This window comes from Embleya australiensis, assembly GCF_051903075.1.
Lineage (GTDB): Bacteria > Actinomycetota > Actinomycetes > Streptomycetales > Streptomycetaceae > Embleya.
Genome location: NZ_CP182422.1, coordinates 1,460,781 through 1,478,905, shown reverse-complemented (window position 1 = coordinate 1,478,905; position 18,125 = coordinate 1,460,781). Strand labels below are relative to the sequence as shown.

The 18,125-nt window shown below is 72.2% G+C and carries 13 protein-coding genes; 8 read left to right on the top strand and 5 right to left on the bottom strand.

Features of this window, described 5'->3' with window-relative positions; translation table 11 throughout:
* Positions 1–11: 11 nt before the first annotated feature.
* A complete protein-coding gene (locus ACMXN5_RS06085; protein WP_379998438.1) occupies positions 12–635 on the top strand; it encodes a hypothetical protein in 624 nt (207 codons plus the stop codon).
* A 129-nt stretch (positions 636–764) separates the two neighbouring features.
* On the opposite strand, the gene ACMXN5_RS06080 is transcribed toward ACMXN5_RS06085, so the two are convergent.
* Positions 765–1,814 (bottom strand): LLM class F420-dependent oxidoreductase, encoded by a 1,050-nt coding sequence (locus tag ACMXN5_RS06080; protein WP_439674371.1) that lies wholly within the window; start codon positions 1,812–1,814, stop codon positions 765–767.
* Positions 1,815–2,011: 197 nt separating this feature from the next.
* Between ACMXN5_RS06080 and ACMXN5_RS06075 the strand changes: the two genes are divergently transcribed.
* Positions 2,012–2,992, top strand: a complete 981-nt coding sequence (locus tag ACMXN5_RS06075) for an aldo/keto reductase (RefSeq protein WP_395786059.1) — start codon at positions 2,012–2,014, stop codon at positions 2,990–2,992.
* Between the two features lie 71 nt (positions 2,993–3,063).
* On the opposite strand, the gene ACMXN5_RS06070 is transcribed toward ACMXN5_RS06075, so the two are convergent.
* Positions 3,064–3,447 (bottom strand): hypothetical protein, encoded by a 384-nt coding sequence (locus tag ACMXN5_RS06070; RefSeq protein WP_439674370.1) that lies wholly within the window; start codon positions 3,445–3,447, stop codon positions 3,064–3,066.
* A gap of 349 nt (positions 3,448–3,796) precedes the next feature.
* Between ACMXN5_RS06070 and ACMXN5_RS06065 the strand changes: the two genes are divergently transcribed.
* Complete coding sequence (locus tag ACMXN5_RS06065) at positions 3,797–6,880, top strand: helix-hairpin-helix domain-containing protein (protein WP_439674369.1); 3,084 nt, start codon at positions 3,797–3,799, stop codon at positions 6,878–6,880.
* 66 nt (positions 6,881–6,946) lie between these two features.
* Here the strand turns inward: ACMXN5_RS06065 and ACMXN5_RS06060 are convergent, their stop codons facing one another.
* From ACMXN5_RS06060 to ACMXN5_RS06050, 3 genes are all read right to left on the bottom strand, one after another.
* Entirely contained in the window at positions 6,947–8,044 is a 1,098-nt protein-coding gene (locus ACMXN5_RS06060; RefSeq protein WP_439674368.1) for an ABC transporter ATP-binding protein, read from the bottom strand.
* 242 nt (positions 8,045–8,286) lie between these two features.
* Entirely contained in the window at positions 8,287–9,105 is an 819-nt protein-coding gene (locus tag ACMXN5_RS06055; RefSeq protein ID WP_439674367.1) for an MOSC domain-containing protein, read from the bottom strand.
* A gap of 142 nt (positions 9,106–9,247) precedes the next feature.
* Positions 9,248–9,766 carry a DUF6643 family protein gene (locus ACMXN5_RS06050; protein WP_201260900.1) on the bottom strand — a complete coding sequence of 173 codons (519 nt, stop codon included), beginning with the start codon at positions 9,764–9,766 and terminating at the stop codon, positions 9,248–9,250.
* A gap of 1,173 nt (positions 9,767–10,939) precedes the next feature.
* Here ACMXN5_RS06050 and ACMXN5_RS06045 point away from each other — a divergent pair.
* The 5 genes from ACMXN5_RS06045 to ACMXN5_RS06025 all read left to right on the top strand — a co-directional run bounded on the left by ACMXN5_RS06045 (position 10,940) and on the right by ACMXN5_RS06025 (position 18,064).
* Positions 10,940–11,074: a hypothetical protein gene (locus ACMXN5_RS06045; RefSeq protein WP_439674366.1), complete on the top strand. Its 135-nt coding sequence runs from the start codon at positions 10,940–10,942 to the stop codon at positions 11,072–11,074.
* Between the two features lie 1,061 nt (positions 11,075–12,135).
* A complete protein-coding gene (locus ACMXN5_RS06040) occupies positions 12,136–13,170 on the top strand; it encodes an ADP-ribosylglycohydrolase family protein (protein WP_439674365.1) in 1,035 nt (344 codons plus the stop codon).
* A 127-nt stretch (positions 13,171–13,297) separates the two neighbouring features.
* Positions 13,298–13,564: a MarR family winged helix-turn-helix transcriptional regulator gene (locus ACMXN5_RS06035; protein WP_439674364.1), complete on the top strand. Its 267-nt coding sequence runs from the start codon at positions 13,298–13,300 to the stop codon at positions 13,562–13,564.
* 1,171 nt (positions 13,565–14,735) lie between these two features.
* The gene (locus ACMXN5_RS06030) at positions 14,736–16,892 is read left to right on the top strand and encodes an MMPL family transporter (RefSeq protein WP_439674363.1); all 2,157 of its coding nucleotides are present in this window, start codon (positions 14,736–14,738) and stop codon (positions 16,890–16,892) included.
* Positions 16,889–18,064: a sensor histidine kinase gene (locus ACMXN5_RS06025; RefSeq protein ID WP_439674362.1), complete on the top strand. Its 1,176-nt coding sequence runs from the start codon at positions 16,889–16,891 to the stop codon at positions 18,062–18,064. Before ACMXN5_RS06030 ends, ACMXN5_RS06025 begins: the two co-directional genes overlap by 4 nt.
* Positions 18,065–18,125 lie beyond the last annotated feature (61 nt).

Genomic DNA, 18,125 nt, shown 5'->3' with positions numbered 1-18,125 from the left:
AGCAGGTGGGGATGTTCGGCAAGTCGGGCAGGCAGCGCACATCGGGGACGCGCCCGGCCCAGGTTCCGGGGGCCGGAGCCGCCGGGGCCGACTGGTCCGCGCACACCCAGCTGGAGGACGCGGTGCGGTCCTACCTGCTGCACCCGGACGTGGCGATGGAGGCCCTGGGCTCGGTGCTGGGCCGCCGTCCGGTGCGCGGGTTCACGCTCGAACGGGTCGTGGACATCAACGCGAACGGCACCTCGGTCTGGCAGGAGGCGGCGGTCTGCGACGACCGGCGCCTGGTGTTGTGGCACAGCGAGGACATGACCGACCCGTCCGCGCCCGGCGGCACGGTGCTGGATTCCTCCGTGCAGGTGATTCCGCTCGGCTCGGTCTCGCACGTCGGGATACGCACCCTGGTGGGCACCGACAACGACGGGCGGCGGCAACTGCGCGGCGCGTTCGTGTTCCTGGCCACGCCGACGCTGCAGGAGGTGGCGACGGTGCGCGGGGAGGACGGCGCTTCGACGGGGCGCTTCCGGCAGGAGGCGTACCGGTTCAGCAAGTCGTTGGAAGACGGCGGGCCGGGGCAGATTCGCCGGCTGTTGGAGTTCGCCGAGGTGATCGCGGCGCGGGTGCCGGGGCCGCGCTGAGGGTGTGGGCGCGGGTGGGGGCTTCGGGTGCTCCCGGTGCCTCCGGTGCTTCGGGCGCGGCGTGATCGGACGTGCGGCGGGCCCGAGGTGCGTCGGGCCCGCCGTCGGGTCGGGAGCCGGTGGCTCGGGTCAGGAGCCGGTGCCGGAGAGGTCCAGCGCCTCGGCGGCCAGGCGCAGCGCCGCCACGCGTTCGTCGAGGGTGCTGCCGTTGGGCGCGATGGTCAGGGTGGTCACGCCGGTGTCGGCGTAGGCCTGCATACGCTCCGCGATCCGCTCCCGGCCGCCGAGCAGGCTGGTCTTGTCGATGAAGTCGTACGGGACGGCCGCGCCCGCGCCCGCGTAGTCCTTCGCCAGGAACCTGTCCTGGATCTCCTTGGCCTCCGTCTCGTAGCCCATGCGGACCGCGAGCCGGTTGTAGAAGTTCTGGTCCCGGCTGCCCATCCCGCCGACGTACAACGCGGCGTAGCCGCGCACCTGTTCGGCCGCCTGCCGAGGGTCGTCGCCGACCACGAGCGGGACGGTCGGCACGACGTCGAAGTCGGTCATCGCCAGGCCGGCCTTCTCCCGGCCGGCGCGGATGTGTACGAGCGATTCCTCGGCGTGCTCCGGGGCGTAGAAGACGCCCAGCCAGCCGTCGGCGATCTCGCCGGTCAGCTCCAGGTTCTTCGGGCCCACGGCGGCGATGTAGAGCGGGATGTGCTCGCGCACCGGGTGCACGGTGAGCTTGAGCGGCTTGCCCGGGCCGCCGGGCAGCGGCAGGGTCCAGTTGGCGCCCTCGTGGGCGACCCGCTCGCGGCGCATCGCCTTGCGGATCACCTCGACGTACTCGCGGGTGCGGGCGAGCGGCTTGTCGAACTTGACCCCGTACCAGCCCTCGGACACCTGCGGCCCGGACACGCCCAGGCCGAGCCGGAACCGGCCGCCGGAGAGCACGTCGAGCGTCGCTGCGGTCATCGCGGTCATGGTCGGCGTCCGGGCCGGGATCTGGAAGATCGCCGAGCCGACGTCGATCCGGGTGGTCTGCGCCGCGACCCAGGACAGCACGGTGGCCGCGTCCGAGCCGTAGGCCTCAGCGGCCCAGCAGACCGCGTAGCCGAGCCGATCGGCCTCCTGGGCGACCGCCAGATTGTCGGCGTCGTTGCCGGCGCCGAAGTAGCCGAGGTTGATTCCGAGTCGCATCTGCGCGGACCCCCTGTTCGACGTCTGTCCGACGTCCGTCTCACGCCGGACGACGTTCGTCCGACTGGTTGGCGGTACCTGATACCTCGGCCGACCCTACCGCGTGACCTACCCGTCGGTAACCTGTCTCGCCGGCATACCGCCGAACGGCCCCGCCAACGGCGGCGCGGGGGAGGGAACGGCTAGTCTCCGGTGCCATGGAGCAGCGACATCTCGGCCGCACCGGCCTGCGGGTCTCCCGCATGGGGCTGGGCACCATGACATGGGGACGAGACACCGACGAGCACGACGCGGCCGACCAGATGAAGGCATATCTGGACGCCGGCGGGAACCTCGTGGACACCGCCGACGTATACGCCGACGGTGAGGCCGAGTACATGATCGGCCGCCTCCTCGACGGGTACATCCCGCGCTCGGAGCTGGTGATCGCGACCAAGGCCGCGAGCGTGCCGTACAGCGAGCGCCGCTTCGACGGCTCGCGCGGCCACCTGCTCCAGGCGCTCGACCACTCGCTGGCCCGCCTCGGCACGGACCATGTCGACCTGTGGCAGTTGCACGCGTACGACCCGTCGACGCCGCTGGAGGAGACCCTGCACGCGCTCGACTTGGCGGTCACCAGCGGGCGGGCCAGGTATGTCGGGGTGTCCAACTTCTCCGGCTGGCAACTGGCGAAGGCGGCCACGTGGCAGTCGGCGGCCCCCGGCCGGGTGGTGGTGGCCAGTACGCAGGTCGAGTACTCGCTGCTGCAACGCGGCATCGAACGCGAGGTCCTGCCCGCGGCCCTGGACCTGGGCGTCGGCCTGCTCCCGTGGTCGCCGCTGGGGCGCGGGGTGCTGACGGGGAAGTACCGCCACGCCATGCCGGCCGACTCCCGGGGCGCCTCCGCCCACATGGGCCCCTTCGTCGCCCCTTACCTGGACGACCACTCCCGCCGCATCGTCGACGCCCTGGCCACCGCCGCCGACGGCCTGGGCGCGGCCCCGATCGAGGTGGCCCTGGCCTGGGTCCGCGACCGACCGGGCGTGGTCGCACCGATCGTGGGCGCCCGCAACGCCGGCCAGCTCCGCGCGTCGTTGGCAGCGGAGTCCGTGACGCTTCCGACCGAGATCCGGAACGCGTTGGAGGACGTCTCCCAGCCGATGACGGGTTACCCGGACGATTCGTGGAGCCAGGCTTAGGGCGTGTCTTGGTCGGGGTGAAGCCGAGCCTCTCGTAGTCGTGCACGAGCCAACCGTCCTCGCCGGTCCAATCAGTGCGTGCGAAGCAGCCGTATGCCGCGCCGGGCGGCTTCGGCGACCAGGGCCGCGATGTCGAGATCCCAGTGCCTCACATCGCTGACCAGGAGGTACAGGTATAGCTCGGGCTCGTCGGACGGCGGAATGAACTCCGGGGCCTCGTCGGTCGGTACGGAGCCGCCGGTGACGCGGCCCGACGGATGCCGGCAGATTCGCGTTCGGCCGGCGCGGGTGTGGCGTAGCACCTGTTTGACGATCGGTGGGGGGTCCTCCCACTCCAGGGTTTCGGGCAGGTCGACGTAGCGCGTCGGGAGCAGCCAGGTGGTGTGCCCGTAGAGCATCGAGACGAAGTCCGATACGTCGTCGAGGCTGCCTTGGGTGACCTTGATGTCGATCATGGTGTCCTTCCCGCGCTCCGGTGCTGCGGGGGGCCGGCCATGGCTGGACATCGAAGGTGCGTTCGGTGCCGCCGGTGGTCGGTGGTGTGGCTGCTGGGTGTCGGTCGGTCCTGATTGGTTGGGGGTGCGGGGGTGTGGTGGCCGGTGATCGGGTGTTCGGGGGCGCGCCGGTCGGGGGTTTCGCTGGATCGGGTGGGTCGAGGGGGGCGGCTTCGGTGCGGCGGAAGGTGTCGGACGGCCGGGTACGGCAGTTTGGGACCATCGATTCCGGCGAGGGTCGGTGACACCGGCGCGGCCGGTTGTGTGTCGGGGTGTTCGAGCGGACGAGTGTGGGTCGGGTGTGGCTGACGTGAGTGTGGGCGGTGCGGGCGGCGTGAACGGCGGCGGTGCGGGAGCCGATCCGGAGGATGTGACCGAGCGTCGGGCCGGGGCCGACCCCGGGGCCACGGCGACCCGGGCCGGCTCCGAGCACGGGCCGTCGGATCCGGAGCCCGAACCGTCGGACGCCCGGGACAGCCGACCGAAGGCCGACCCGGTGGCCCTCCTCCGCGACCAACTCGCGAGGTTGGCTCGCGGCGAGGCCCCCGAGGTCGTCGGCGGCGTGGCGCATATCGAGACCGCCGACCCGACCCACGCCGAGCGTGCCCGCCGCCGCACCACGGTGGCCGCGGAAGCCGCCGAGGCCGAGGCCGCCGCGATTGCTGCCGCCGAGGCGGAAGCGGAGGCCGCCGCCGAGGCTGCGGTGGCGGCCGAGAAGGCCCGTGGCGAGGAGGCTCGCGGCGAGGGGGCTTCGGCCGACTCGGCCGCTGTGGAGGATCCGGCGCCTGCTCCCTCGTCGACGGACGAAGAGGCCCGCCGTGAGGTCGAGGCCGATGACGAGGCAGCGCCGCGTCAAGAGCCGGAAGTGGGTGAGCCCGGGGCCGGTGACGAAGCGCCGCCCCGTCGGGAGACGGAGGCCGGTGAGGAAGCGCTGTCCCATCGGGGCACCCGGCGCGCCCCTCGGCACGTCCGCGACCTGGACCTCCCGCCGGAGCCGGACAGTGAGGGCGCCGCTGTCGAATCGGCCCCTGTCGACGCTTCGCCAAGCCCGGCCATCGGCGACGTGGCCACGACCGAGCCGGCTGACGAGGACACGGAGGCCGAGACTCCCGACAGCACCGCTCTCGCCGCTCAGCCGTCGGAGCCGGTGGGCGGTCCGACGAACCCGGCCGGCAGTGGTGACGCGCCACGCTCGGCCGATGAGAGCGCAGTCCGACCGCCGACCGCCGCCGACACGATGGCCGCGACGCCGAAGCCCGCCGACGAGGGCGCCGCCGCCGACGGCCCGGCGGATTCCGACGGCGATCCGGATCGGGGCCCCGAGGGCGCCGCGCGCGTCGATCGGGATCGGGCAGCGGAGGCGACGTCACTTCATCCCGAGGCTGCGCGCGGCGCCGACGCCGGTACCGAGGACGCTTCCCCCGGCGTGGACGCCGAGAGCGATGTTGTCGCTGCGTCCGACGGCGATGGCGATGGGTCGGGCCTTGTGAGGGGCGGTGGTGCCCTCGCTTCCGGTGGTGACGGTGGCAGGTCCCCGCTTGTGGGCGAGAGCGGTACGCCCGCGAGGCCGGGCGTTGCCGAGGGCGGTGGGCGTGAGCGTGGGGCCTGGGGGCGGCCCGGTGGTGGTGCCTCCGACCCGGGGGTGGGGGAGGTGGAGCGGCGGCCGTTCGGTGTTGTGGTTGCCGATGTTGCTCGGCTGCTGGGGGCCGCCGGGGCTCCCGAGGGGATGGCTCCCCAGGTGGTTGCCGCGCTGGGGAGCGAGGCGGCGGAGTTGTTGGCCGGTGATCCGTGGGCGTTGCTCGGCGTGGCGGGGATCGCGCCGCAGCAGGCCGACCTGTTCGCGCGTGGGGCGTTGGGTACCGCGTGGGCCGCCGACGATCCTCGGCGGGTGCGGGCGATTGTGCTCTGGCTGCTTCGCCGGGCCGCTCGCCAGGGGGATACCGCGATCGAGGCCGATGCCGTTCGGGCCGCGCTCGGGCACTTCGAGGTGGGTGAGTCCGACACCGCGTTGCGCGCCATATTGGCCGAGGGCCGGGTGATGGCTTTCGCCGCCGTACCTGCCGCCTCCGCCGAGGAAGGTGGCGAGGAGGGCGGCGACTTCGACGAAACGGACGACGGCGACGGCGACTTCGAGGCCGACTTCGAGGAGCCCGACGAACTCGCCGCCGTCGGTGGCGTGCTGCTCGCCCTGGACGACTACGCCCTTGCCGAGGAGGCCATCGCCGAGGCGGTCGTGCGGCTGATGTCGACGGTCGAGCCCTGGCCGGAGTTCGGCGACGGCAAGCTGGATCGGGCGCTGGCTTCGACCGGCGTCGTGCTCTACGCCGCGGGCCCCGGTGAGGAGCCGCCCGCCGCGATCTCGGCCGTCGTCGCGAAGGCTCGGGCGGCCGGACTTCGGGTCACCGTGGTCGCCCCGACCCTCGACGGCCGGGATCGCCTCGGCGCCGGTGCGGTCGGTTTGCGCGAGTTGGCCGCGATGGAACGTGGCCCGGACGGCACCCTCGAACTCGACCTTCTCGTCGTCACGGACGCGACCCTGCTCGACGTCACCGCCGCGGCGGCGATCTTCGAGGCGGTTCCCGACGGCGCCAGGCTCCTGCTGGCCGGCGACCCGGCCGGACTCGAATCGACCGGCCCGGGACGGGTGTTCACCGACCTGGCCGCCACCGGCGCGATCCGTGCGCTGGTCGCGCCGAACGTCCCGGACGGACCCCTCGAAGCGCTCGCCGACGGCATCCGGGACGGCCGGCTGCCACCGATCCGGGATCCCGAGCGCCGCGTCGTACTGATCCCCGCCCGCACCGGCGAGGAAGCCGCCCACCGCTGCGCCCAGTTGGTGGCCGACTCGATTCCGAGGGCGATCGGCATCGCGGCGCGGGACGTGCTGGTCGTCGCTCCCCTGGCCACGGGGCCCGCCGGCGCGAACGCGCTCAACGCCGCCCTCAAAGCCCGGCTCAACCCGGGTCCCGGCGGTGGGAGTTCGCCGACGCCGGGCGCCATCGACGTCGGCGACCGGGTGATCCGGGCCACGACCGACCCGAGTTGCGGGGTGGTCCAGGGGACCGTACGCGAACTCCTGCCCGACGGGCGGGCGGTCGTGGTCTTCGGGACGGCCGCGCCGGAGGCGGTACCTCCGATGGAGCTTCGCCACGGCTGGGCCTTGACGGCCCGTCAATCCCTGGGCGTGCGGCGCCCGGCCGCGGTGGTCGTACTGCCCGCAGAGGGCGCCGACGCCTACACCAGGGCCCTCATGTACACGCTCGTCACGCGAGGCGAGCGCCACGTCTCGATCGTGCACGCGGCCGGTCCGGCCCTCGCCGCCGCGGTGGCCGCGGACCCGACCCGGCAGCGAACCACCCACCTGCGGCAGGCGTTCGGGGAGGCGGCCGGCTGAGGGACGCTCGGCGCCCGGGCTCGGCGAGCCCGGGCGTGGGTATGGGCGCGTGCGCGGGCGGGGAGTTCAGTCGGCGAGGCGTTCGCCGGTGGACTTCGAGAACTTGTGGATCTCGTCGATGCGTGGGGTCACCCGCAGCGTCTCGCCCTTGTGCGGCACCCGGTTGCCGGGCACCCGGACGACCAGGGGCGCGGGCGAGCCGTCGACCCGGGCGGTGCCGTATACGTAGGCGTCGGAGCCCAGTTCCTCGACCACATCCACGGTGACGGGCAGGCCGTCGGCATCGGAGTCGGAGGTGACCTCCAAGTGCTCCGGGCGGATGCCGACCGTGATCCGCTCGGCCTTCTCGGCGCGGGCCGTTTCCAGCGCCTCGCGGGTGAGCGGAATCGGGGCTTCGCCGAACCGGAAGCCGTCCTCGGTCAGTTCGGTGTCGACCAGGTTCATCGACGGCGAGCCGATGAAGCCGGCCACGAACACGTTGTTCGGGTGCTCGTACATGCGACGCGGGGTGTCGACCTGTTGGAGGATGCCGTCGCGGAGTACGGCGACGCGGTCGCCCATGGTCATCGCCTCGACCTGGTCGTGTGTCACGTAGACCGTGGTGGTGCCCAACCGCCTTTGCAGGCCCGCGATTTGGATGCGGGTCTGGACGCGGAGCTTGGCGTCGAGGTTGGACAGCGGCTCGTCCATCAGGAATACGCGCGGTTCGCGGACGATCGCGCGGCCCATCGCGACGCGTTGACGCTGACCGCCGGAGAGCGCCTTCGGCTTACGGTCGAGGTATTCGGTGAGGTCGAGGATCTTCGCGGCCTCGGTGACGCGTCGGGCGATCTCGTCCTTCGGCCGATGTGCGATCTTGAGCGCGAAGGCCATGTTCTCGGCCACCGACATGTGCGGGTAGAGCGCGTAGTTCTGGAACACCATCGCGATGTCGCGGTCTTTGGGTTCAAGGTTGGTGACGTCGCGGTCGCCGATGCGGATCGCGCCCGAGTTCACGTCCTCCAGGCCCGCGAGCATGCGCAGGGCGGTGCTCTTCCCGGAGCCGGACGGGCCGACCAGGACGAGGAATTCGCCGTCGCCGATCTCCAGCGAGAGCTGGTCGACGGCGGGCCTGTCGCCCTTGGTGTACCGGCGGGTGGCCCGGTCGAACGTGACGGTAGCCATGGAGTCGCGCCCCTCACCCGGCAGGAACGTGCCGGACGGTCCTAGGTAGTGGGGGTATCAGCGTGTCGGGGGAGTGGGGGCGTGGGGTCGGGGCGCGCGGACGATGTCACCCACGTGAGTGACGCCGGTGCGCCGGGTGGCGGGGTCGGCCGGACCCGCGCGGTCCGTACCCACCGCGCCCACGACGGCCCTCGTATCGGCCCTCGCAGGCGCGAGAATCGGCCGGCCGCGCCGTGGTCCGGTCAGTCCGTTTCGAGGACTTCGAAGGTGTCGCCCACGTGGAGGATGCCGGTGGTGTGGGCGGGGAGTTCGGGGACCAGGTTCTGGCCGAAGACCAGCTTCGTACCGAAGCGGCGGTGCTTGCCCAGGGCCCGGAGCGGTTCGGGGCCGCGCTCGCCGGTCCGCTGGTCGGTGGTGGTGATGACGCAGCGGGAACACGGCTTGACCACGCGGAATACGACGTCGCCGATCCGGATCCGACGCCAGTGGTCCTCGGCCCACGCCTCGGGTTCGTCGATGACCACGTTGGGGCGGAAACGGTTCATCGGCAGCGGGGATTCGACGAGACCGTTCAGCGCTTCGAGTGAACCCGTCGTGGTCAGGAGCAGCGGAAAGCCGTCCGCGAAGCTCACTCGATCGGATGAGTCCGCGTACCTCTGATCGGGCATCCGTCGGGTCGGGTCGTCCAGGTGGACGAGCCGCACGTCGATGCCCAGCACCTTCCCGAACCACGTGTGCGCGTCGTCCGGGCCCACGGCGGCCTCGACCTCGTCGTTCCAGACCGTCACCGGCACCAGCCGGACCTCGGCGGGCGGCTCGACCCGGAGTTCGTCCATCGAGGGCGCGCGGACGACCAGTCGTCCGCCGTCCTCCTGACGTACCGTCACGGTCGCGAGCAGGGGCTGCTTGCGCTGGCTGAGAAAGCGTCCGGTGGTGTCCACCAGCATCCAACGCCGGTCCCCGGCAAGGCCCCACGGCTCGACCACGGCCTCGGAGAGGTCGATGCCACGAGTGGACTTGATCGGGTACAGGTGCAGGGAGGCGAGGTGGCGGTGGTGCATGGCTTCACTGTTTCACGCCGGCCCGAGAGGGCCGACGGCGGCTCGGCGCGGCGCCTCGGCTCGGGGACGGCCACGCGGGACGTACGGGTATGACGACTCTCGGTTCTCGACCTCGCTCGGGCCTGCGCTCGGCGGCGTTCGCTCAGTAACGGGGCGGGAATTGGCCCGGCTCGCCCATGTTCGGCACACGCGGCGCGGGAACCTGCGGCGGCTGGACGTACTGCGCGGCGTACTGCCCGGCACCCGGCTGCGACTGGTGCACGGCCGGCTGCGGAGCCTGCGGCGCGGCCGGGGCCATCGACGCGTAGCCCGACATGGGCGCGTTGTTGTACTGACCGCCCCCGTACTGCGGAGCGCCACCGTACTGCGCGGGCACCGGCAGCGGCGCGGGCAGTGCGGGCATCGGCGCGGGCGCGTTGTAGCCGTAGCCCGGGGTCGACGAGCCGTACGCGGGCGCGGGCGACGAGTACGAGGAGGGCAGCGCCGGGAGGGCGGGGAGCGCCGGTCGTTCGCCGAAGAGCGGGTGCATGGCGAAGTCCGGGAGGGGCACGTTGAAGGGGCCGATCTCCGGCCGGCCCCGTTCGGCCACCAGCCGGTCGTAGATCGGGGTCTCCGAATACGGCGAGTAGATGCCGCCGTCATAGGCGCGAGCCGAGGTCATGGCCGATAAGGTACGCGATTCGCGGCGCTTGCGAACCCCCTGGGTCGTGACGAATTTCAGCGGGTTGCGTCTGAACTTCGTCAAGGCTTGCCAATAGCGCGAGCCGGGGTGCTTCTGCCGCCTGCGCGGGCGATGTGATAGGGCGTCACATTTAGGACGTTTCCGCAACTCCCGACACCCGGGGTTAACCAAAGCGACGGGCGTGTCGGGATGGGGCGGGTCGGGGGGAGCCGGGGCGGCGGGGCGGGGGCGCGACGGGAGGCATCCGGCCTCGGGCGCGGGGCGGGGCGCGGGGTGTGGCCGCCGGTCCTCGCGGGGCCCGACCGCGACGGGAGACGTTCGGCCTCGGTTGCGGGTTGCAGGTTGCGGCTGCCGGACCGGGCGAGGCCTGACCGCGACAGGAGGCGTTCAGCCTTGGTTGCGAGGGCGGGCTGCGGGGCGAGGCCGCCGCTCTTGGCGGGGCCCGACCGCGACGGTAGGCATTCGGCCTCGCTTGCGGGGCCGGGTCGTGGGGCGTGGCTGCCGGTCCTGACGGGGCCTGACCGCAACGGAAGGCATTCGGCTTCGCTTGCGGGGGATGGGTCGCGGGACGCGGCTGCCGGTCCTGGCGGGGCCAACGCTTGACGGTAGGGCACGGGCCGCGCTTGGGGACGGTGGCTGCGGGGCGGGGCTGCGTGACTTGGCGGGGCCCAACGTCGACGGCAGGCATCTCGCTTCGCCTGGGGACGCCGACTGGGGTACCGCCGCGTGCCTCGGTGGGCTCCAAGCTCGACGGCAGGTCTCGCCGTCGCCTGCGAGGCCAACGCGGGGCATGACTGCCGGACTTGGCGGGCCCACCCTCGACGGCCGGCATGTGGCTTCGCCTGGGGACGCCGACTGGGGCAGCGTCGCGTGCCCCGGCGGGCTCCAAGCTCGACGGCGGGGGTGCGGATCGCGCCCCCGGATGCCCGCCTCGATGCACCGCCGCCCGACCCCGCCGGGTACCGGGATCTCGACTGTGCGCGGCGTCGGCGACGTCTTGCCTCCGGACGAGACGACGCCTGTCCGTTTCGACATTCGCTACGACCATCGCCGACGGAGCTACATCGGCACGATGACCTACGGCGAGCACCGGCTGGAGCTGCGTCGGGTCGCGGCGAGCCGCGATTGCACGTTCTTGCCACGGGGAACCCGGTGCCGATCCGGCTGAAACTCCCGGAGAACGGCACCGTCGAGTGGTCCGACCTCGGCAAGCCGGTCGATGTCACCGCGCCGCCCACATCGGACACCGTCGACCTCCCATCCGAGGCCACCAACCCCACGAACTGATCGGCCCCGGTTCCTACGGCGGCGACGGGGTGCGTGCCCCGGCGCCCGGGCCGCCGGCCGTCTACGAACCGGACCGGCGCGCAGTCGGACTTCGAGCAGGGCTTGTCGCTCGTCGGGTTCACGCTCGGTCGCGACGGCTTGGTCGGCCGTCCTCCCCGACCCCGGGCGTGCAGGGCCCGGGGTCGGGGGGCGGCCGGGTCAGTCGAGGGTCCCGCCCGCCGCGCCGACGATGACCGGGGGCGAGGTGGGCGATCAACTCCGCCGGCGTCCCGGCGAGCGAGGTCGTGGAGAGCATCGCTCCGGCGCCGGGGCCGCCGGTCCGACCCTGTGCCGCCCGGCCGTATGTTCCCTGCGCGCGTTCGCCGCCCGAAGCGATATCTCTCCACGAATCGTGCGCAGGCCCGCTGAGGAGTCATCCGATACATCGAGGTCTTCGACAATCGCCGACGGTTCCAGGTGAGCCTGGGCTATCGGGGGGGCGCCCGTTCGAAGCCCGGCGGGAACCACATCGAACCCGTACTTGGGGCGTAAAAGGACGGCATGTGCAAGCGTCCGGAAAACGCCGGCATCTCGGTTCGGCAGTGGGTGCGGGATGTCGGGGCCGGGAGTCGGGACGAGGGGTGACCGGGCATTGAGCGTCGAAGTCGACCGGCCTGAAGCAGGAGGGTGAAAGCCAAGCATTGTGAAGCGAATGCGGTGAGCGACGATCGAATTCGTGAAGATTTGCTCTCGGGGTCGTCTGGGACGACGTCGTCTTCTCGAGACGATTGGCTTTGACGGTGATTCCGGGTGGGCCTGTGAGGTGACCCGATCAACGCGAGGATCGGCCCAAGGTGGGCGAGGGCGAGGTCGGTCGTCCGCGGGTGGATCATTCGGCGGGTGATGATCACGGCGCCGGTCGGGGTGGCTGCCAACCGCAGAGATGGGCGGCACTGAGGTGATTGACGCCATGAATATTTGGCTTGAGACGGGTGCTTCGGAGGCGGTTGGCGCCACGATGCTTGCGGGGTGGATCGTCCTGGGCAAGAGCTTCTGGACCGGGCGTGATTCCTGGGAAGTCGATGGAGTTCGATGGCTTGCGGGGGGATGGACTGTTGCGAGACGAGTCGAGTCGGGAAAAGGTCTCGGGGGTTGATGCGTTGATCGATGAGCTGCTGCCTCCGGCCGGGGGGATTGATCCGCCGCCGGTACGCGGCGTGTTGTTCGATCGGATCCACGGGGGATGGATCGGGCGATGCCTTGGCGCCCATGAGGCGAGGCAGGGATTGGGTTCCGGTTTGGCCGAGGATCGCAGTGACGCGGTTGATCGGGCGGTTTTGAGTCTGCGGGTTTTGGAGTCGTACGGGCCGGGGTTCACGAGTGCGCAGGTTGGCGGATTGTGGTTGCTTACCCTGCCGTTCCTACGGGCCTTTGCGGCGGAGCAGGCCGCGTATCTGCGTTTGCTTGACGGGGATTTGCCCCCGACCACGGCAGGTGATGGGAGCGCGTCGGGTGAGGCGATGACGCGGGCCGACCTGTATGGCTATGTGGCGCCCGGGGATCCGAGGCGGGCGGCTCGGTTGGCTCGGAAAGATGCGGTGGTGTCGCATGCCGGGGAGGGGGTGTACGCCGCCATGTGGTGCGCTGCCCTTGCGGCGGCGGCCTTCACGGCTCGGGATGCGGCGCAGGCGGTCGGTGTTTCGTTGCGGCACGTTCCGGTGAACTCGGAGGTGTCGCGGGTGGTTCGGGATGTGTTGGTTGCGTCTGCGCGTGGGTGGGCCTGGGACCGAGTGGTCGCCGAGGTACGACGAGAGGCCGGGAGCGACGATCGGCACGACGCGTCGGGGAGCGCGGGGCTGATCGCGGCCGGGTTGTTGTGGGGAGGCGCCGACCCCGCTCGGCAGATTGGGCTGACTGTGCGCGGCGGGTGGGGCGTTCATGCCACCGCGCCGTTGGTGGGCTCGATCGCAGGCGTGTTGCACGGTGCCGAGGCGGGGTGGCCGGAGGGGGTGGCGACTCGGGTCGAGACCGCGCTGCCCGGGGAAGGCGTCTGCGCGCTGCGGCAGTTGGCGCGGCGGACTCTGGCGGTGAGCGGAACCGAGCTGCCCCTGCGGTGACGTTGGACCATGGGCTGGGTGCCTGAGGCGGCTGGACCATCGTCGGTGGCGGGGTGGCGGGTTCGTTTGCGGATTTGGGTGCCGGCGCGCGTTGTGGTGGCTGGGGTGCGGGTCCTGGCGGGGGCCATTGGGCAAGACGATCGATGGGCTGGAGCAGCTGGGCTACGTCGAGCGGCACACGGATCCGAATGACGCGCGGCGCAAGCTGGTTGGGCTCACCGCGCATGGGGTCGACTCGTTGGTGAAGTCGGTCGCGATCTTCGAGGACGTCAGGGCCAAGTGGGCGGACCGGCTCGGCGCGGATCGGTTGCGTGCGCTGGAGGAGGATCTTCGGCTGATGACGCCCGGGGACGCCATCCACCTGGACATGCCGGCTTGGTTCGGCGGCGGCTGAGCGGCCGACCCGACGGCGGGCGAGCGGCCGAGCCGACGATGGTCCGGTCGGCCGTGGGTCGGTTGACGATCGGAAGGTGGCCGAGTCGACGGCGGTCGGGCTGCGGCGGGTGGGCTGACTGCGGCTGGGCCGGTGCACGTGACAGGCGGGCGTACCTGTTCACGGGCACCATCACCGTGGCCTCGATTCGTGTGCGGCTCAAGCCCTGGCGAGCCCGTTCCGTCAGTGGGCTTCCGGATCTTCGGCCCGCCGCTCACGTTCCGCCGCGGCATCGACAGGATCGCATCCGCGTCGGCGAACGCCGGCCGCCCTTCGACGAAGTAGTGCTCGCGGTACTCCTGGCCGCACGCCGGTGGTGTCGCACGGCACTCGTCTGCGTGGAGACACCGCGCGGCTCGGTCAGCGGGCTGCGCCCGCGTTGCAGCCTCCGATGTCGTGATCTGCCCGACCGGCCCTGCGCGGCTGCGTACGGCGGGGCATGGACGATCGGGCGGCGACGATCGGGAACGCGGGCGCTGCGGGGCGAGCCGGCGCATGCGCTCGGGCACGTCGCCCCGTGGAGGTGAGCGCGCTGCCCCGAGCCCGCGCCTACGCCCGGCCGGGCAGCCGCTCCCGTGCGCCCGAGTTCCCGCTCGCGGTCCCCGCCTGGGCGGCACACGGCCGCGCCATCGCCCCACGTCCGACGCGCGACTCCCGCCCTCCGCACCGCATTCCGGCTCCGGGCCTGTGCGCCCGTGGTCCCTGTTCGTTGCCCGCGCCTGCTGCGGCGCCTCCGCCCTCGTGTCCCCGTGTCCGTCCCGACTCCGTCCGTGCGTCGGTGGTCCTCGCGCGCCCGGCGCTGTCCGATCTCGGCGCCTGCGCCCCCGCGTTGCGCTCCGCGTCTGCTGTCCGGGCCTTCACTGCTGCGCTGCGCCTGTTCCTGCGGTCTTCACCGATGTACGTCGTGCTGCGCCGGTTTCCGGGGACTTCGGCGCCGTGCTTGGGGGCGGACTCGGGTCCGGGGTTCTGGTCCTCGGGTTGCTGGGGGCATGGGCATGGGCATGGGCCCGGGCTGGGGCGGGGTGGGTTACTCCTCCGGGATTAGTGGGGGTTCCATGACGTCGGGTGGAGTAATGCGGAGATCGGTCCTTGGCCGGACGAGTGGGGTGGGGTTGGGCGGAAGCCTTGGGGCATGGAGATTTTGGCGCGGGAAGAGAGCGGCTCGGGGGCCGACCCGGGCGTGCCCGTACGGTCACGGCCGCGGCCGTCGCGGCGGGGACGGTTGTGGGGGTTGCCGTGGGTCGTGGTGGGCGGGTGGGTGTTGGTGGTGCTGGTGGCGGGGATGTTCGCCGCCAAGCTCGGTGACGTGCAGCACAACGAGGCCGTGGACTATCTGCCCGCCAACGCCGAGTCCACCCAAGTGGCCCGGATCCAGGGCGGGTTGCCGGGCGGCGACGCCATGGACGTGCAGATCGTGTACCGCCGCGACGGCGGATTGACGCCCGCCGACCGGCAGTCGGCCGCCGCGGGGGTCGCCGACGTGGTGGCTCGCCATCCGCTCGTGGGTGGGTCGGTGCCGGCCGCGCAGGAGTCGGTCGATCACACCACGCTGCGCTACGCGTTGTCCGTCGACCGCCGGGGCGCCGAACCGGACGACATCGTGCCGGACATCCGCACCCTCGTGGAGCGGCATCCCGACGGGCTCAGCGTGCGCGTCGGTGGGCCCGGCGGCATCACGGCGGACATGCAGGAGGTGTTCTCGTCCATCGACGGGACGCTGATGCTCGCGAGCGTGCTCGTCGTGGCCGTGTTGCTCATGCTGACCTACCGCAGCCCCTACCTCTGGGTCGTCCCGCTCGTCTGCGCCGGAGTCGCGGTGGCCGTCGCGACGGCGACGGTGTACGGGTTGGTGCGGGTGTTCGGGATCACCGTCACCGGGCAGAGCTCCGGCGTGTTGACGGTGCTCGTGTTCGGGGCGGGCACCGACTACGCGCTGCTCCTGGTGGCCCGCTACCGCGAGGAACTACGGATACACGAACGGCCCTTGGTGGCCATGCTCGCCGCGCTGCGCGGCTGTGGGCCCGCCGTGCTGGCCTCGTCGGGGACGGTCGTGGTCGGGCTGCTCTGCCTCACCGCCGCCGATCTGAACAGCAGTCGGGGCATGGGGCCGGTCGGGGCGGTGGGCGTGGTGTGCGCGCTCGCGGTGATGACGACCCTGCTGCCGGCGATCCTCGTGTTGCTCGGGCGGCGGGTGTTCTGGCCGTTCGTGCCGGTGTTCGGGAGTACGCCGAAGCTGGGGCGCGGGGCCTACGCGCGGATCGGAACGGCGGTGTCCCGGCGGCCGATTGCCGTGCTCGTCGCGGGAGTGGTGCTGCTCGGGGCCGGGGCGTTGACCGCGTTCGGGCTGCCGGGCGCGTTGCGGCAGAGTGACGGCTTCACGAAGAAGCCCGAGTCGATCGTGGCCCAGGAGACGTTGAGCGCGGCCTTCCCGGAGCAGTCCGGTGCGCCGATCGCGGTGCTGGCGCGGAGCGAGCAGGCGGGGGGCGTGCTGGCGGCGGTGGGCTCGACCGAGGGGGTCGAGCATGCGCGTCAGGGTCGAACGGCCGGTGGGTGGACGGAGATCCTGGCCTTTGCGAAGGATCGACCCGAGTCGGCCGGGGAGCATGCCACGATCGAGCGTCTGCGTGCGGTGCCGGATGCCCGGGTCGGCGGCCCCACCGCGCAGCAGATGGACACCGCGCACACCACGGCCAGGGACCGCCGCGTCGTCGTGCCGCTCGTACTGCTCGCGGTATTGCTGGTGTTGATCGTGCTGTTGCGCAGCCTGGTGGCGCCGCTGATCCTGGTTGCCGCCGTCGGGTTGGTCTGGGCGGCGTCGCTCGGACTGGGCGGGCTGGTCTTCGAGCACGGCTTCGGGTATGCGGGCGTGGATGCGCAAACGCCGCTGCTGACCTTCGTGTTCCTGGTCGCGCTCGGGGTGGACTACGGCATCTTCCTGATGCACCGCGTGCGGGAGATGGCGCTGCGCGGGGATTCGGTGCGGATCGCCGCGCCGGCCGCGCTGGAGACTACGGGCGGGGTGATCGCCTCGGCCGGGTTCGTGCTCGCGGCGACCTTCTCGGTCCTCGCGCTGCTGCCGCTGGTCTCCCTCGTGGAGCTCGGATTCGTGGTCGCGGTGGGGGTGTTGATCGATACGTTCCTGGTCCGGACGTTCCTGGTCACCGCGGCGAGCGTGGCGCTGGATCGGTGGATCTGGTGGCCTGGCCCGCTTTCCCGACGGCCTGCGCGGGACACGACGGCGACCCGACCGCCGCAACCGCCCCTGTCGTCCCGGAAGATGGCGGTGTGACGACACGAACGAGGTGGGGTGGGGCGTCCGTCGCGGACGCCCTGCTCGCCGTCCTGTTGGCGGCGGGGGCGGTCGGCGCGGCGCAGGTGTGGTCGGCGCAGCGGGCGCTGGACCCGGTCGGCGTGGCGCTGTTGGTCGGTGCCACGATTCCGCTCGCCTGGCGTCGGGTCCGGCCGGGGACGGTACTCGTGCTGACGTTCGCGCTCACCGTGCCCTACCACCACCGCGAATACCTGCACGAGAGCGCCGCGGTGCCGGCGTTGGTGGCGTTGGGGACATACGCGGCGTACGTGCGGCGCGGGGTGGCCGTCGTGGTCGGGGTGGCGGCGCTGACCGTGGCCGTCGTGGCGATGACCCTGGGCGGTACCGACGGGCCGAGCTGGCGTGATCGTTGTGGGATGGCGGGCTGGGTGGTCGCGGCGGTGATCGCGGGCCAGGCGTGGCGCAGCCACCACGACTACGTGAGCGCGATCATCGATCGGGCCGAACGCGCCGAACGCACCCGGGACGAGGTGGCCCGGCGGCGGGTGGCCGAGGAACGCCTGCGGATCGCCCGGGACTTGCACGATCTGCTGGCGCACAGCATCACGCTGATCGGCGTCCAGGCGGGGGTGGCCGCGCACCTCGCCGCGCAGGAGCCGCCGGCCGACCGTACGGTCATGGTGGGCGCGTTGGACACGATCGCGCAGACCTGCCGGGACGCTCGCCACGAACTGCGGGCCACGCTCGCGGTGTTGCGGGATGCCGAGGAGGTCGCGTCGTACGAGGCGGTGCCGGGCCTGGCCGGTCTGGACGGCCTGGTCCCGCTGGCGGGCGCGGCCCGCTCCGCCGGCATCGACGTCACCCTGACCGGACACGACGGCCCGACGCCCGCGCCCGAGGTGGGCGTCGCCGTGTACCGGATCGTGCAGGAGGCGCTGACGAACGTGGTCAAGCACTCGCAGGCGCACACGGCGCGGGTGGAACTGATCGCCGACGATGGCGAGTTGAGAGTGAGCGTGGTCGACGACGGCCACGCGAACGGGGTCGGGGAGGGCGCCGGCTTCGGCATCCTCGGAATGACCGAACGGGCCCGCAGCGTCGGCGGCACGTTGGTCGCGGGCCCCGCCCCCGAGGGCGGGTTCGCGGTCTCGGCGGTGTTGCCGATGGCACGGTCGGAGGACGCGGGGTGAAGGCGACGCCGGTCCGCCGACTGCCCGGCCGCGCCGGTGCTGCCGGCCGTGCCGACCGCTC